General features: G+C 59.5%; 15 protein-coding genes. 5 read left to right on the top strand and 10 right to left on the bottom strand.

Features of this window, described 5'->3' with window-relative positions; all coding sequences use genetic code 11:
* The first annotated feature begins 122 nt into the window (after positions 1 to 122).
* On the top strand, positions 123 to 1,313 hold the full coding sequence (gene dnaJ, locus ACWXWJ_RS06115; protein WP_473963845.1) for a molecular chaperone DnaJ: 1,191 nt from the start codon (positions 123 to 125) through the stop codon (positions 1,311 to 1,313).
* Positions 1,313 to 1,729 (top strand): heat shock protein transcriptional repressor HspR, encoded by a 417-nt coding sequence (locus tag ACWXWJ_RS06110; RefSeq protein WP_448306891.1) that lies wholly within the window; start codon positions 1,313 to 1,315, stop codon positions 1,727 to 1,729. Before dnaJ ends, ACWXWJ_RS06110 begins: the two co-directional genes overlap by 1 nt.
* A gap of 1 nt (position 1,730) precedes the next feature.
* On the opposite strand, the gene ACWXWJ_RS06105 is transcribed toward ACWXWJ_RS06110, so the two are convergent.
* Complete coding sequence (locus ACWXWJ_RS06105; RefSeq protein WP_473963844.1) at positions 1,731 to 3,416, bottom strand: amino acid permease; 1,686 nt, start codon at positions 3,414 to 3,416, stop codon at positions 1,731 to 1,733.
* A gap of 22 nt (positions 3,417 to 3,438) precedes the next feature.
* On the opposite strand from ACWXWJ_RS06105, the gene ACWXWJ_RS06100 reads away from it, so the two are divergent.
* Positions 3,439 to 3,933, top strand: coding sequence for a methylated-DNA--[protein]-cysteine S-methyltransferase (locus ACWXWJ_RS06100; RefSeq protein ID WP_448306892.1), 495 nt, complete (start codon positions 3,439 to 3,441; stop codon positions 3,931 to 3,933).
* A 9-nt stretch (positions 3,934 to 3,942) separates the two neighbouring features.
* Here the strand turns inward: ACWXWJ_RS06100 and ACWXWJ_RS06095 are convergent, their stop codons facing one another.
* The gene (locus ACWXWJ_RS06095) at positions 3,943 to 5,262 is read right to left on the bottom strand and encodes an alpha/beta hydrolase (protein ID WP_473963843.1); all 1,320 of its coding nucleotides are present in this window, start codon (positions 5,260 to 5,262) and stop codon (positions 3,943 to 3,945) included.
* A complete protein-coding gene (locus tag ACWXWJ_RS06090; protein ID WP_293790640.1) occupies positions 5,259 to 5,543 on the bottom strand; it encodes a hypothetical protein in 285 nt (94 codons plus the stop codon). The genes ACWXWJ_RS06095 and ACWXWJ_RS06090 overlap by 4 nt, the downstream gene beginning before the upstream one ends.
* Positions 5,544 to 5,769: 226 nt before the next feature.
* On the opposite strand from ACWXWJ_RS06090, the gene ACWXWJ_RS06085 reads away from it, so the two are divergent.
* The gene (locus ACWXWJ_RS06085) at positions 5,770 to 6,699 is read left to right on the top strand and encodes a carbon-nitrogen hydrolase family protein (RefSeq protein ID WP_293790642.1); all 930 of its coding nucleotides are present in this window, start codon (positions 5,770 to 5,772) and stop codon (positions 6,697 to 6,699) included.
* 4 nt (positions 6,700 to 6,703) lie between these two features.
* On the opposite strand, the gene ACWXWJ_RS06080 is transcribed toward ACWXWJ_RS06085, so the two are convergent.
* The 3 genes from ACWXWJ_RS06080 to ACWXWJ_RS06070 form a co-directional block, all read right to left on the bottom strand.
* Positions 6,704 to 7,882: an FAD-binding oxidoreductase gene (locus ACWXWJ_RS06080; RefSeq protein WP_448306895.1), complete on the bottom strand. Its 1,179-nt coding sequence runs from the start codon at positions 7,880 to 7,882 to the stop codon at positions 6,704 to 6,706.
* Between the two features lie 105 nt (positions 7,883 to 7,987).
* Positions 7,988 to 9,091: a CaiB/BaiF CoA transferase family protein gene (locus ACWXWJ_RS06075; RefSeq protein ID WP_473963842.1), complete on the bottom strand. Its 1,104-nt coding sequence runs from the start codon at positions 9,089 to 9,091 to the stop codon at positions 7,988 to 7,990.
* A gap of 61 nt (positions 9,092 to 9,152) precedes the next feature.
* On the bottom strand, positions 9,153 to 10,319 hold the full coding sequence (locus ACWXWJ_RS06070) for an acyl-CoA dehydrogenase family protein (protein WP_293790645.1): 1,167 nt from the start codon (positions 10,317 to 10,319) through the stop codon (positions 9,153 to 9,155).
* Between the two features lie 188 nt (positions 10,320 to 10,507).
* On the opposite strand from ACWXWJ_RS06070, the gene ACWXWJ_RS06065 reads away from it, so the two are divergent.
* Positions 10,508 to 11,263, top strand: a complete 756-nt coding sequence (locus ACWXWJ_RS06065) for an IclR family transcriptional regulator (RefSeq protein WP_473963841.1) — start codon at positions 10,508 to 10,510, stop codon at positions 11,261 to 11,263.
* Between the two features lie 4 nt (positions 11,264 to 11,267).
* Here the strand turns inward: ACWXWJ_RS06065 and ACWXWJ_RS06060 are convergent, their stop codons facing one another.
* The 4 genes from ACWXWJ_RS06060 to ACWXWJ_RS06045 all read right to left on the bottom strand — a co-directional run bounded on the left by ACWXWJ_RS06060 (position 11,268) and on the right by ACWXWJ_RS06045 (position 15,075).
* Positions 11,268 to 11,918 carry a hypothetical protein gene (locus tag ACWXWJ_RS06060; protein WP_473963840.1) on the bottom strand — a complete coding sequence of 217 codons (651 nt, stop codon included), beginning with the start codon at positions 11,916 to 11,918 and terminating at the stop codon, positions 11,268 to 11,270.
* A 104-nt stretch (positions 11,919 to 12,022) separates the two neighbouring features.
* Complete coding sequence (locus tag ACWXWJ_RS06055; protein WP_473963839.1) at positions 12,023 to 13,309, bottom strand: TRAP transporter large permease; 1,287 nt, start codon at positions 13,307 to 13,309, stop codon at positions 12,023 to 12,025.
* Between the two features lie 3 nt (positions 13,310 to 13,312).
* The gene (locus ACWXWJ_RS06050; protein WP_293790649.1) at positions 13,313 to 13,930 is read right to left on the bottom strand and encodes a TRAP transporter small permease; all 618 of its coding nucleotides are present in this window, start codon (positions 13,928 to 13,930) and stop codon (positions 13,313 to 13,315) included.
* Positions 13,927 to 15,075 (bottom strand): TRAP transporter substrate-binding protein, encoded by a 1,149-nt coding sequence (locus ACWXWJ_RS06045; RefSeq protein ID WP_473963838.1) that lies wholly within the window; start codon positions 15,073 to 15,075, stop codon positions 13,927 to 13,929. The genes ACWXWJ_RS06050 and ACWXWJ_RS06045 overlap by 4 nt, the downstream gene beginning before the upstream one ends.
* Positions 15,076 to 15,307: the final 232 nt, after the last annotated feature.

The following is a 15,307-nucleotide window of genomic DNA, read 5'->3' as shown; positions in this document are numbered from 1 at the left end:
GCAAGGGAATAAAAGCGTAGGGGCGTCGTTATAGAAGATTAGATATCAAAAGTTCAGCGCGGTAGACTCAAGGTTAATGAGTGATACCCCGCGTGAACAGCGCAAGAAGGAAGGAGCGACACATGGCGCACAGTGAATGGGCCGAGAAGGATTATTACCAAGACCTCGGCGTGTCCTCCACCGCATCGGCAGAGGAGATCAAGAAGGCATACCGCAAGATCGCTCGCGAAAATCACCCGGATGCCAACCCGGGCGATACGGTGGCGGAGGAGCGGTTCAAGAAGGCTTCCGAAGCCTACAGTGTGGTGGGCGATAAGGAAAAGCGCGCGGAGTATGACGAGCTGAAGCGCATGCTTGCTAGCGGTGCATATTCGACCGGTGCAGGATTCGGCGGTGCAGGATTCAGCGGTGCAGGCGGCTTTAACGTCTCTGATCTTTTTGGCAATGACGCCCACAGTGGTGGATTCGGCGACATCTTCGGCGGAATCTTCGGTGAGGATCCGACCGCCGGCGCCTCCCGCAGCCGCTTCGGAGGGCGGGGTAGCCGCCGTACCCAGCGCAGCCGCGGGGCAGACGTGGAGACGGAGCTGACGCTCGAGTTCCGCGAGGCTACAAGAGGCGTGACCGTTCCGATCCGCCTCACTAAACCCGAGCCCTGCGAAAACTGCCACGGCTCCGGCGCCAAGGCGGGCACCGCGCCGCACACATGTGGTGCATGCGGTGGTGACGGCATGGTCAGTGAGAACAAGGGTGCTTTCGGTTTTTCCCGCCCGTGCGCGGAGTGCTCGGGTACGGGGTCGGTAATTAAGGACAAATGCGCAGACTGTTCTGGTACGGGCCGCACCACTCAGGCACGCACGATCACGGTGCGCGTGCCGGCCGGTGTGGTCGACGGGCAGAAGGTGCGCCTGGCTGGACAGGGGTCGGCAGGGCAGCGTGGCAAGCCGGCTGGCGATCTATTCGTGACTGTGCACGTAAAGCCGGACAAGGTGTTCAGCCGCGACGGCGATGACTTGAAGCTAACCGTGCCGGTGAGCTACCCCGAGCTGGTGCTCGGCGGGGCAGTGACGGTGCCTACCTTGGCTTCCAAGGTGCGGGTTCGTATTCCTGCGGGCACGCAGGACGGCACCACGCTGCGTGTGCGCGGCCACGGCGTGAATAAGCGCAACGGTGCCAGTGGCGACTTGCTGGTGACCGTCAAGGTGGCGGTACCAAAGAACCTGGACGAGGGAGCGATGAGTGCGCTGCGAAAGTACTCGGAAGAGGAAAAGCGCTCTGGATTCGACCCCCGCGAAGGATGGGAGGGTAACTAATGAGTACTGGAAAGACCGGCGGCGAAAGGGAGGTCTTCGTGATCTCTGTCGCCGCGCGCATCACCGGAATGCATGCCCAAACGCTACGCACGTATGACCGGATGGGTTTAGTGACGCCCCAACGCACCAGTGGCGGTGGCCGTCGCTACTCGCGTGAGGATATTGAGCAGTTGCAGGAAATCCAGCGCCTTTCCCACGAGGAGGGCGTAAACCTGGCGGGCATTAAAACGATCATTGCCCAGCAGAACCGGCTGGATGAGCTGGAGAAGGAAAACGCTGCCCTGCGTCGCCGGTTGGCGGATATGCAGGCGCGCATGGAGCGTGGCGAAGGTGCGGGCGGGCGGCCACGTGGTGAGATCGTGCATGTCCCGCGTTCGACGTCGGTAGTTCTGTGGGACAGACAGAAGCGACGCTAGTTTAGAGGCTGACCTGGCCGGTGAGGATCAGGTACAGTGCGCCGATCGACGAAATAACGACGATGGCGCTGATGATCCACTCGAAAGTGTTGAAGATGCGCCCGCCGGCCTTTATGCGGGTGGATACGTAAACCACCAGCCCCGGCACAATGAGCAATGTGCCAAGTAGGACGAACTGCAGCTCGGCGGCGTAGAGCAGCCACAAGGAGTAGCCGAAAGCCACCGCGCTGATGAGCAGGTGAATGCGGTTGGTGCCCTTGCTTACATCCGGTCCGGAAATATCGAACTTCGAGCCCGCGTCCGGGTGCTTGAAGCCGTGGCCACGTGTGGCCAGGAACAGCAGGTACAGGCTGGAGAACACATAAGGCACCAGATAGAGCGACGTAGCCAGCTGCACCATCGTGGTGTACGTGGATTCATTGAGGTAGAACACGATAATGAACACCTGGATCACCACGGCGGAAAGGAACTGTGAGACATAGGGGGCGCCCATATCGTTGGTGCGTCCAACTGTCTTTGGTAGTAGTCCATCTTGCGCCATGAGCGTGATTGGCTCGGCACATAGCATCTGCCAGGAGACATAGGCGCCCAGAACAGAGATGCACAGGCCGATGGAGATCAACCCAGCGCCCCACGGGCCAACGACGTGCTCCAGCACCGTTCCCATGGAATTGTCGCCCATAGCAGCCAGCTCCTCGCGGGAGACCACACCGAAGGAAAGGAAGCTCACGGCGTTGAGTAGGAAGAACACTGCGATGAATCCGAGGAAGGTCGCCAGCGACACGTCCTTGCGGTGGCGTGCGCGCTTCGAGTAAGTCGAGGCGCCCTCCACGCCGATGAAAGCCCAGACAGTGAACAGCATCATGCCCTTTACCTGGTCGCCCAGGGAGAAAGCCTGATCCTGATTCTCGCCGAAGGTTGCGGCACGGCCCCAGAAGTCTGAGGTGAAGACGTCCGTGTTGAAGCCGGCGAAGGCAACCAGCACCAGGAAAGCCAGAATCGGCAGGATCTTCGCCACAGTGGTGATGACGTTCATGATCGCTGCCTGACGCACGCCTCGGGAAAGGACGATAAAGATTCCCCAGGTAAGCGCCGAAACACAGATCGACTGCACCAGCGGATGGTCGCTGCTGAAGATGGGGAAGAAGAAGCTGAGCGAGCTAAAGAACAATGTGGCATAACCCACCTGGGCAATGATGGTGCCCAGCCAATATCCCCAGGCAGAGGCGAAGCCCACGAAGTCCCCCAACCCGGCGCGCACGTAGGAATACACGCCGGAATCCAAGTGCGGCTTGCGCAGAGCGAGAGCCTGGAAGACATAGGCGATGCACAGCATGCCCACGCCCGTGATGCCCCAGCCGATGAGAGCGGCACCGGGCGAGGCCACCGACGCGATATTTTGCGGCAGGGCGAATATGCCCGCGCCGACGGTGGAGCCAACGATAAGGCTGACCAGCGTGCCCATGCGAACGGTGCGCGGGTCGTCCTTAATCAGTACCTCCGCAGTAGAGGCCTGGGGGTGGTGCGCCCCGGTCGATTCACCGGCGGACGCGCCCAGGCGCTTTCCCTGCGATGCGTTCGAAGTAGATGGGGTATCCCCATTATTAGAGATATTCACGGTTAGTACCGTACAACGTAGATGGCGCTTTGACCCAACCGGCGCGTGGATGCTCGCGTGAGGGGGCATAATGGTTGGGCATAATAACAGTATGGATTCACAAATCGGTCAGAATGTAGTTCGACTGGATGACGTCGCGCTCCGAGTGCTGGCCACCGACCGAGGCGTGTTGGCCGTTGAGTTCGAAGGTGTTCAGCAGGAAAGCGGCGCCGGCAACCCCGGTAATGCCGCCAGTTGTTACGCGGCAGAAGCTGCAGAACAATTGCGCGCATACTTCTCCGGCGAACTCTGCACATTCACCGTTCCTGTGGATCTCAGTCGTGTTACCACCCCGTTCCAGCGACGAGTGCTGCAAGCAATGGCGCGGATTCCCTACGGCCAGACATGGAGTTATGCCAAGCTTGCAGCTGAGGCAGGCAGCCCGCGTGCCATCCGTGCTGCTGCCTCGGCGTGCGCAAACAATCCACTCCCGATTCTCTATCCCTGTCACCGCGTAGTGCGCAGCGATGGGCACATCGGAAAGTATCTGGGCGGAGCTGAGCTGAAGCAGGCGCTAATCGATATGGAACGCCGGCACTGTGCATAGTGGTTTTCGCTAGTGAGCATTCACCTCTGGAGACCACATGTAGGAGCTATGCGCATCTGTCTCCCCGCGGCGTAGCAGGTAGAGATCCAAAATTCGGCCCCAACCGTAGCTGGACCAATCGCCTGCATCGGCCTCGTGCGGTGGGGCATGGAAATCGGGTGCGGCTGGATCTCGCCCATGCACCCCGAGCTCAGGAGTAGTCGTCAGCCGAATCATATCGCCGGGGACGTGCTCGTTGTACACCTCCGCGTGCCCATCTTTCGCATGCAGTTGCAAGTCCTCCGCCTGTTCGGAGTGGACGCCCGGGCTGCCCCATAGCCTGACTTCGTCCGCGGTGAGGCCTGCACCGCTGCGAGCTGCAGCTTCACCGACCACCACGGATCCGTAGCTATAGCCCACTACCTGCAATCTTGCATTCGGGTTCCTTTCGCGTAGCTGACGTTGATGCTCCTGCAGTGCCGTAGCGCCGGCCTTTGCTGGTTCCCGCGATACCGCACTTGTGAGATCTTCGGGCGCCGCATAACCATGCCAAGCCACCACCGCCACGTTCTTGCCCTGTGCTGCGGCGTCCGCCGCCGTTGCCCGCGCCCACGCCTCTGTGCGCTGGAGTGCCTCCGGATTATTGGAACCCACGCCACTGACCAGCGTAATTACCTCATCCGCATGCTTGGGATCACCCACCGTCACCACGGGGCCATGAGGAGAATCCACGCGCTCTACTGGCAGGTCTTTGGAAACTAGCGGTAGTGACGCCCCTTCGGTTTCGCCTTCTGCAAAATCACTTCGGGGTAGGGCAACGGAGTTACTGATCGAATGAATGATTCCGCCCGAGGCTCGATCCAACAGACCCGCCAACTTCAGCGCCCCGCGCAGAACATTCGTTAGCGCTAGAGCCATGCTTTGTGCAGCCTCGCCGATTCCGGGAATCAATCCAAGGTGTTTAGCTGACACCTCACCATCCTGCTGGACGGACATGAGTGCCATCCGGGCAAGCCCTACCGTCGTCCTCACTGCCAACCTGGTGGGGGTAAGAATATCGGCGTGAATATTCGCCACTTTCCCAATTGTGCTGCTGCTAAAACCAGCGGTGTCCAGTTGGTTCGCCGCTGAATCAGTGGCGTGTTTAGCTGCATCGGCTGCTTGCCCCGACCAGTCGGCTTCCCATTGGGCTGTCTTTCGCGCTTCTCCTGCATGGCGAGAGGTCTTCTCGCCGCTGCTTTTAAACAGTCCGGCGGCGGTGCGCAGAGCCTCTACATTGGCATGTTCCACATCGTGGACCGTGACTGTTTTTCCGAAGCTACTGGAACCGGAACCTCCATACTCGTTCATCGGTTCGCTCCTGAGAGTGCATCGGAACCATCATTGTCGGCGAAGTCCACGTCGTTGGTGAAGGCGCTAATGCTCTGGCTCATTGTGCTCAATTGCCGGCCGAAACCGGTGAAAGCTGCGTGGAGCTTATCCGCCGCCGTGGCAATTCCACTGGTTGTTGATCCGCCAGGCACTCCAGGAGCTTCTGCGTTCGCCACCGAATAGCCAGCCGAAGCGCACTGCACGCCGTTCTCAGTGATTTTCTCGCATCGTTTCTGTACCGCTGCCGAATCGATTTCCATTGTGTCCAGATAATTTAGAAACCCCATTGCCGAATATTGCATGCAAACCCCCTGTGCTCTACGCATCTTTAGACCGTGCTTTTGAAAAGGGAGTGTAGGGAGACCAAGGGGCGTCAATAAAGAGAAAACCTGGGAGCTTGTGGATAACTCAGTTTTATCCACAGGCCTTCGGTAAGCGGAAGGCAAAAGAGCGCACGATGTCGGCAGAATCGCTAGGGTGGTCTGTATGCGTATCGCTGTCATCCAGATGAAGGCCGAACCGGATGTGGAAGCTAACCTGGCTCGCGTCCTGAAGTACATTGCGTCCGGTGCGGCAAATGGTGCTGACCTGGTCGTTTTCCCGGAAGCGGCTATGTTCCCCTTCGATAGCGGACGGCTGGATACAGTCGCCCAACCGCTGGATGGGCCCTTCGCCCAGGCGGTGATCGATACGGCCAAGAAGCACGGGACGACCGCCGTTGTCGGCATGTTCACCCCGGCGGATACCGTTTATCGCACTCCGAGTGGGAAGCTGGTAACTGAGCAGCCCAGCGACTCCCCGGAGGCCAATCAGTTCCGCCGCGTGCACAATACCCTGCTGGTCGCGGGACCGGATTATGTGACGCACTATGACAAGATTCACACCTACGATGCCTTCGGCTACCGAGAGTCGGACACCGTCAAGCCCGGGGAGCGTCGCGTGGTTATTGACGTCGGCGGCGTGGGTGTGGGGCTGGCTACCTGCTATGACATCCGCTTCCCAGGGCACTTTGTGGCCATGGCAGCCGCGGGCGCCAAGGTGATGATTGTGCCCTCTAGCTGGGCGGACGGTCCTGGGAAGCTGGAGCAGTGGCGCGAGCTTACGGCAGCCCGTGCGCTGGATTCGACTAGCTACCTGATCGCCGCGGGAATGGCGCGTCCTGGTTCACCGGAGCGTTACGGCACTGCGGACGGTCCTACCGGCATCGGCCACTCTGTGGCCATCGGCCCGAACGGCGCCCGGCTAGCGGAGACTGGCTATGCCGCACAGGTGCTGACCATCGATATTGACCCGAATTACGTGGACAAGGTTCGCAAGTCTCTCCCGGTCCTCGATGGCCACCGCATCGATCGCGAACTCGGCGTAGGGGTCGATCTGATCGGTGAGGTTGAAGAGCAAAGAGAAATAGTGCAGTAATGCACTAGCTGTGCGGTACGTCGAAGCGCAGCTGCTCTCGGTTCGCGCCCGCACGCAGGAAAGCCTCCACAGTGTGCTGCTTCATGTCTGGGTTTCCCGTGATCAGCACTTCGGCATCTCGCCATGCGCCCTGTTCGGCAGCCACCTCGCCTACTAGGCCACGTGCAGTGAAAGCATCGAACTCTTCCGCCGCCGGCTCGTCGTTCTGCACCACCAGGTACACGTCTAGCCAGTCGAAAGCCTCCTCAAAGGCCACCAGGCTCTTCCACTCATAGAGCTCGTCCGGGTTCTGTGCCCCGAAGAAGAGCTGCACCTTGGGAGGCCGCTCCTCGGATTGAACCAGATCCAATAGAATCGCCCGCACCGGAGCCAAACCCGTGGAGCCCGCCACCATCACCACCGGCTTTTCCCCCGAAATCTGCAGATCCCCATAAGGGTTAGCCAGCACCCACTGCTCGCCGACTTGGGTGCCCTCCACGATTGCACGGGAAAACGGTCCGACCGCGCGTACGTGAAACTCCACCAATCCGTCCTCATTAAAAGGGATAGCGGGGGACAGCGCACGCCACAGCTCGGGGGTGTGCGGAGTGCGCACCTCCACATGTTGACCCGACCAATACGGCAACGGCGGATCGACCTGTGTGCGGACCACCGCGACGGCGTCACAGGGATGAAGAACCTCGAGTACCTTCGCGGCAGAGGTGGCGGGCAGCTCGGCTTCCTCATCCTCGATTGCGCCATACGCAAGCAGGCTACACCCCAGGTTGATCGTGTCACTGAGCTTTTTGGTGACGCCGATATGCTCGCCGATGGCCTCCACTAACGCGGACTCTAGCGCGGCATAATGCTCCGACCCCATGCCGAACTTGCGGAAATCCTTGCCCGTCGCCACCAGGAATTCCCCCTGGGCAGAGGCGAACTCGCCGCCACGGGTGATGCCGCGGAGAACGAAGCGGATGGTGCGATCCAGATATACCTCATCTAGATCCAAAGTCTGGGAGAAATCCGGGGAGGGATTGGTGTACTCAGTGCCCGCGACGTGCGGAAAGTGCACAGGTCGGGGCCTCAGATCCATGGAATTCAGCTTCGCGCGGGTGAGCTGAGTCAGATCGTGGCGGTGTTCCTCAATGAGCGCGAGCAACTCAGCGAAGGTGTATTCGTCTTGTGAAGAGTGGCGTGCCACGGACTCGAAGTCTCCTTGCTCTCCAGGGGCGGGTTGAGGCAACCGGGTGAGGGGCCGGCTGGTTGCCCTCATTGTCTCACCTGAACCTGTGAATGGGAACTTCCCCTATTGGAACGCCTGATTGCCCAGCTGTTGAGGTGCTGTGTGGTACTCGACGGGGGTCTCCGAGAAGTTGATCGGGTTACGCACGCTACGCATGCCCTCGACCTCCACGATCGGGTCCAGCCCGAGGGATTCGGCGAATTCAAAAGCCTGTTTGATGTTATTTACCGGGCCTGCGGGGACTCCAGCGGCGCGCAGCTTCTCAAACCATTCCTGCGCACTGCCTTGAGCCAATGCCTGTTCGATGATTGCAGCCAATTCGGCGCGGTGAGCGACTCGGTCGCTGTTGGTGGCGAAGCGGGCGTCATCAGTATATTCCTCAATCCCCAGCACCCGGCAGGTTCGGTGGTATAGCGAGTCATTGCCGGCGGCGATGGCGAGGTCGCCCTCCTGGGTCTTAAACACCTGGTAGGGGGCGATGGAGGGATGGGTATTGCCCATGGCCTTACCAATGACTCCCGCGCCGACGAACGCGCTGGCCTGGTTGGCTAGGGAGGAAAGCAGAGTGTGCAACAGGTTGATCTCGATGTGCTGGCCCTTGCCGGAGGAGGTGCGGGAATGTAGCGCCGCGAGGATGCCCATGCCCATGTGCAGTCCGGTAAGTACATCAACGAGTGCTACGCCGACCTTCACGGGGTGGTCCTTTTCGCCATTGATAGACATGAGGCCGCCGACGGCCTGCACCATCAGGTCGTAGCCGCCGATGTCTGCGCCCTTGCCGGAGCCGAAGCCGGAGAGGGAGGCGTAGATCAGGCCTTCGTTGTGCTGGCGGAGTGTTTCATAATCCAATCCCATGCGCTGCATCGTGCCGGGGCGGAAGTTCTCTACCAGAATGTCGGCTTCTTCGGCGATGCGGCGGGCCTGCTGGCGGCCCTCATCGGTGGAGAGATCGATCTCCACCGACTTCTTATTGCGATTCACACCCGCGAAATAGGTGGACATGCCCTGGGTGTTGACGGGTGGTGCCCACGAGCGAGTGTCGTCTCCGATGCCGGGGCGCTCGATCTTGATGACCTGTGCGCCCATGTCCGCCAGCATCATGGTTGCGTAGGGGCCGGCGAGGACGCGGGAGAAATCGGCCACGACGATGCCTTCAAGGGGGCCCATTTGTGCCTTTCTGGTTGGGGAGGGTTGGGTTGGAGTGGGGTGAGGCTGGGGTGCGCGGGACTTAGCGGAATGCGCCCTTGCCGGTGAGAGCCTGGCCGATGATCAGTTGGTGCATCTCTGCGGTGCCCTCGTAGGTCAGCACGGATTCCAGGTTGTTGGCGTGGCGCAGCGGCGAATACTCCAGGGTGATGCCGGAAGCGCCCAGTAGGGTGCGGCACTCGCGGGCGATCTCCAGGGCCACACGGGTGGAGTTCAGCTTGCCGACGGAAACCTGGTGCGGGGCGAGTTCGCCCTTATCCTTTAGTCGGCCGAGCTGCAGGGCTAACAGGACGGACTTGTTGAGTTCGACGGACATGTTGGCCAGCTTCGCCTGGGTGAGCTGGTAACTGGAGAGGGACTTGCCGAATACCTCGCGGGTCTCGGTGTACTCAATGGCAGTTTCCAGGCTGTCGCGGGCGGCACCCAGGGCGCCCCAAATGATGCCGTAGCGAGCCTCGTTGAGGCAGGTCAGCGGGCCGCGGAGAGTGTCGATCTTCGGTAGGCGCTGGGAATCCGGTACGCGGCAGTTGTCCAGCACGATCTCGCCGGTGATGGAGGCGCGCAGCGAGAGCTTCTTGTGGATTTCCGGGGCGGTGAAGCCCTCCATTCCCTTTTCCAGGATGAAACCTGCGAAGCCGTCCTCGGTGCGAGCCCACACAACGGCCACGTCGGCGACGGGGGAGTTGGTGATCCACATCTTGGTGCCGTTGAGGACCCACTCGTCGCCGTCGCGGGTTGCGCGCATCTTCATGGACGCCGGGTCGGATCCGGCGTCGGGCTCCGTCAAGCCGAAGCAGCCCAGGTACTCACCGGCGGCCATCTTCGGCAGGTACTTTTCCTTCTGTTCCTCGGAACCCCAGTGGTGGATGGCGAACATAGCCAGGGAGCCCTGGACGGAGACGAAGGAACGCAGGCCGGAATCGACAGCCTCGATTTCCATGCAGGCCAGGCCGTAGGCGACAGCGGAGGCGCCGGGGCACTCGTAGCCTTCCAGGTGCATGCCCAGAGCGCCGAGCTGCCCGAACTGCGGGCCGAGTTCCTTGGCGGGCAGGGTACCCTTGTCGAACCATTCCTGCACATTGGGCTTGAGAGTTTTCTGGGCGAAGTCCGCCATGGCTTCCTGCAGCATGCGCTCTTCGTCGGAGAGCAGGCTGTTGAAGGAGGTGAGGTCGAGCGGTGAGGAGGTCATGCCAGTCAGTTCCTTACATATATAGGGATTCCGATACTGATTTGTGTACCATTGAGTGTAGAGGAAGTGATTTCGTTGCGAAAGGTTTTTGTGAAATCTTCCTTTACTATCGTTTGAGTCACGCTCCCGACGTTGCTCTCGCTACGCCGTTCCCTCTACGTCAACTACCTAGCCGAAAGGAACCCTCAATGCCCGACGCGTCCCGGTTCCCCTTTCCCGTCGACCAGCAGCCCGGTAGATCCCATCACCGCACCGTCGACCGGATCGCGGACATCCTGGAGTTCGTGGCCCGCAATCCGCAGCCGCGCGGGCTCACGGACATTTCCAAGGCCATCGGCGCCCCGGTAAGTTCCACCCAATCCCTGGTAAATGGTCTGGTCGCGGCCGGATACCTGGAGGAACGGGATAAAGCCTTCCGCCTGGGCCTCGCCCCTTACCTGCTGAGCACCCTCGCCGGTAGCCGACCCGTGGATCAGGTCACCCACGAGATGCTGGAAGATGTGGTGGAAGAGACGGGCTATATCGCCGTGTTGGCGTCATTGGTAGGTGACAACGTCTACTACCTCGACTACGCGCTGTCGGATCCTGAGTTCGAGTATCTGGCGCAGAACCGTCTGCAGCGCCCGCCGCTCGAAACGTCGGCAGGGTGGGCGATCCTCTCCGGGCTGGGTCACGAGCAAGTGTGGGGGATTCTGGCTGCTTCCGAAAGCTCGCAGGAGACCATCAATAAGTTCCAGCGCTGGTACCCAGACATGCGCGCGACCGGCGAGTGTATTGCTCCTGGTGTGGCCTTGAACGGCGCGGATGGTGTGGCCGTGCGTGTCGAGAGTCAGGGGGTGGCGGTGGCCTCGGTGTCCGTCATTGCCTCGACCGAGCAGATCGCGCGCGACGCGGATCGGATTATTGAGGTTTTAAGACGCCACAGTGCCCGCTGGAACCGTTAGCAGCTTAAGCTGAGTTCGTCGTTGAAGAAGTGGCGGTGATTCGCCAGTCCTCTCCCTGGGGGAGGGCGTGCAAGATGGTTTCAAAGGCGCTGGAGATTAGTGCGGGGCGAAAGCTTTCCGCGTAGTACGCCTCCTTGGAAACCTCTTTTCCACCGAAGAATGCGGTGATCTTCCCTCGTTGCTTCATGTGGTGACGAGAGATGGTCTGTTCGAGCAATTTGACGGAGCTGGCCCATGGTTCGTCCTGTTCATATGCGTTGACGCTTCGCTCGCAAGCGGAGATAGCTTCGATATCGGAAACTGAAGGTATGCCGAAGTCGGAAATCGCGCTCATACTGATGGAGTGGAGAGCTGAAAATGCGGAACTTGGCAATGCGGAGTCCCACACGGCAAATAACGGGCGAAGAGGGAAGCGATCCTCTTTCGATCGCACGGTTAAGTGTGCGCGAATAGTCTGCAGATCTTCAATAGTGTCGTGGGTAGCATCATTAATTTCCCAAAGGCTAAGAGGGATTACCTTTCCGTCGGAATCGCCGGTGTAGGAAAAACCCAGGGATAATTCGGCCCAGCGAAACCGGTCGAAAAAAAGGTCGGGATCCACATTCTCTTCGGTGAAGGTGGATGCTTGCAGGATAATGTAGCGATCTTTGTACATGGGGTAAACGCTAATGGATGCTCTGCAGCTTAAACAGGTTTTGAGCACTATGCGTTCTCTAGTGTTTTAGAAAGGAACCCCATACCCGATGGGCACGGGCCAGCTTAAGCGGCTAACTCCGGCACCCACAGCACCAGCTGGGGCCACAGCAGGAAAGCCAGGGCGATGACCAGCATGATCACGACATAGGGGAATGCTCCCTTGAACACGATCATGGGGTTGATACGTACGGCCTTCGAGACGACAAATACGTTCAGGCCCATGGGCGGGGTGACCATGCCGGTCTCGGCCAGCAGCACGATGAAGATACCAAACCAGACCGGATCGTAGCCCAGTGATTCGACAATGGGCAGAGTAACCGGCACGGTTAGGGCGATAATGGCGATCTGATCCATAAAGAAGCCCAGAACCAGGTACACAGCACCGATCAGAACCATGACCACTAGCGGGTGCAGGGAGGACTCGCCGATGGCGCTGACCAGCTTCGGGGTCACGCGGGTTTCGGTGAGGAAGTGCCCCAGCACGTGAGCGGCCATGATGATGGCAAAGATCATGCCGGTGGTCTTCACCGTTTCCAGCACAGTAAGTCCGAATTGTTTGCGGTCCCAACGACCTTTCGCGACTACCAGGATCAGCGCGGCCAGCACGCCCAGGGCGGCGGCCTCGGTGGGCGTGGCGATGCCGGTGAAGATGGAGCCGACTACCGCCAGGAAGATCAGCAGCAATGGGGATGATTTCAACAGCTGGAGGCCTTTTTCCTTGAAGGGAACCGGCTCGCCTTGTGGTGCACGGGAGCGATCCTTGAGGAAGCCAATGTACATGACCAATACCAGTCCCAGTGCGACCATCAAGCCAGGGAAGAAGCCCGCGACCAGGACATCGCCTACTGGAGCCTCTGCGGTAATCGCGTAGAAGACCAAAATGATCGAGGGCGGGATCATGGCTGCCAGCGTGCCGACCACTGCCACCAAGCCCGTCGCGGTGCCCTTGTGGTAGCCCTCATCGATCATGCGGGTAGAGGACGTCTGCGCCAGCGTGGCGGCCGCGGCGGTGGAGGAGCCAGAGACGGCTGCGAATGCGGTGCCTGCGCCGATGGAGGCGATGGCGGTACCACCGGGGATACGGCCAACGAGCGCCTTGGCGGCGTCAAAAACAGAACTAAGGAGCCCAGACATCAACATCAACTGCGCCATCAGAATAAACAGGGGCACAGCGGATAGAGAGTTTGAACGCACGGCGGCGAACGGCGAGGTTTCCATCGTGGCGATGGCCAGCTCGACTCCGCCGAGGGCGATGAGTCCGACCGTGGCCGTGCCGAAGATGGCGAAGCTGACGGGGACGCGCAGGATAATCAGCGCGACCAGCAGCACAACGATAGTAAGCGCAAGCATGGTTTAAACCTCTTCCTCGCCGGGTTCGTAGTCGGTGTAGGGGTGATCCCATGGGGTGATGAGCTCCCGGAGAAAATCCAGCGCCGCCACAAAGGCGCACAGCGCGGCTGCAATTGGCACGATCACGCGGTAAGTCCAGTCGGGAGTGGCGAGATCGGCCATGCCTGGAAGGGTGGCGTGGTGCAGGGTAAACACCATGTAGGTCTGGTTCCACCCACCGATGAAGACGAACACCATGGAAATAACCACAGCCAGATGAATAAGCAGCAGGATGGTCTTTTGCACTCGGAGCGGGAGTTTGTTGAAAAGCGACTCCACGGCGATATGTGTGCCCGTTCGATAGGTGGTGACCAGCCCAAAGAAGGCAGTAATGGGAAGTAGATAGCGCTCCGTGACGGAGATATTCCAGCCGAGGGGAGAACTGAAGAACTCGCGCGCAATGACTTCAGCGAGCGTGACGAGCGCCAGCCCTAAAATCGCCGCGCCCGCGATCCAGGCACATACCGCGGAGATGGTGTTTTGTACCTTGTCGAAGCCCGGGTGATCCTGGGTTTGGTAGCCGTATTTGCTGCGTTCGGCGGTGCCGTGATGGCCGGGGTGGACCAAGTTGCTACTGGTCATGACTGCTCCTTCCCTTCTTCTGCTCCTTCTCCTGTTGCCTCTTTCGTCTCTGCACGATGTGCATGGCGCTTGAGGGCGGCTTTGAAGTCATCCACGACCTGTTGAGCTGGGTGACCCTTGGATTCGGCAACCTCGATCCACTTGTCCAAAACTGGTTGCGAAATGTTCTGCCATTCCTTGGCGTTTTGGTCTTCGGTGACGTCGTAGAACTGCACGCCGGCATCTTTCATCTTCTGCACCGACTTTTCACGGGCGGAATTGAGTTCCTTGCAGACAGACTGTTGTGATTTATCGGCCGCATCGGTCAGCACTTTCTTCTGCTGATCGTTCAGGCGGTTCCAGGTATCTAGGTTGATGCCGTAGAAGAAGGTGAAGTTGCCCTGTTGGGCTCCGTACGTGCTGGCGTGTATGACGTCTTCCAACCCGTAGGGAGTAATCGAGATCGGGCTGGCGAGTGTGCCTTCTACTGTGCCGCGCGACATTGCTTCATACATGTCGCCAATGGGCATGCTTACACCTGCTGCGTCGATCTCATCAATCACGCGGTCTAGTGCGCCGCCCGTGGAGCGCAGTACCGCGCCGTGGAAGTTGGCGGGGTGAGATGGGTCTTTGCCGCCGGTCATCGCTTCGTAGCCTGGGATCGAACCTGTCCACAGCGGCATGAACTTCATGGGTTCGAGTTCTTCTTTATAAAGGACGCCCCCTGGCTTCACTAGATCGCGAAGTGCATAGGCGGTCACGCATGCATCGGAGCTAAAACCCGGAAGATCGCCCACGCTGCTGAGAGGAAAGCTGGAGCTGACATAGGAAGGAGAGATGACTGCCAGGTCGACCACACCACTGCGGAGCACGGAGGGGATGTCTGCTTGTTTGCCCATTTGCCCTGAAGAGAAGTACTCGATGTCTACTGACTGGTCTTTTTCGACCTGATCGAGAAAAGGTTGAGTGCCACCTTTGCCGACAGGGTGAGTGATTGAGTAGCTGTCCGCCATCTTCAACTTGGCGGTGCTGCCTGGACCATAAGGTTCAGCGGAGGAGTCCGAACAGGCGGTAAGCGCGCCGGGAAGCGCCAGTGCCAAAGCTGTAGCAGCTATGGCGGAGGCTACTTGGCGGGCGGGTGCTTTCTTCTTGTGGAGTCTGAGCATGATCCCTTCACCCCTTTTACGGATATATGTAGAGATTTTCCGATTTGGATAACCTTCATCTAACCCAATGGAGCGCGAGGAAACGATAGCTTTCGTATAGAAAACTAGGCCGGGGGTGAATTTGTGGGGTAAATCACACTCATATACGTAAATTGAGCGGAATAGACTCAAGCTTGTAGTGGTTGAGTGAGGTGTACTCAAGTAAAGTCGGGAGCGTGCAAGCGCGACCTGA

This window comes from Corynebacterium sp. p3-SID1761, assembly GCF_055862885.1.
The sequence above is the reverse complement of the archived record's forward strand: the minus strand, read 5'-3'. Positions and strand labels throughout refer to the sequence as shown.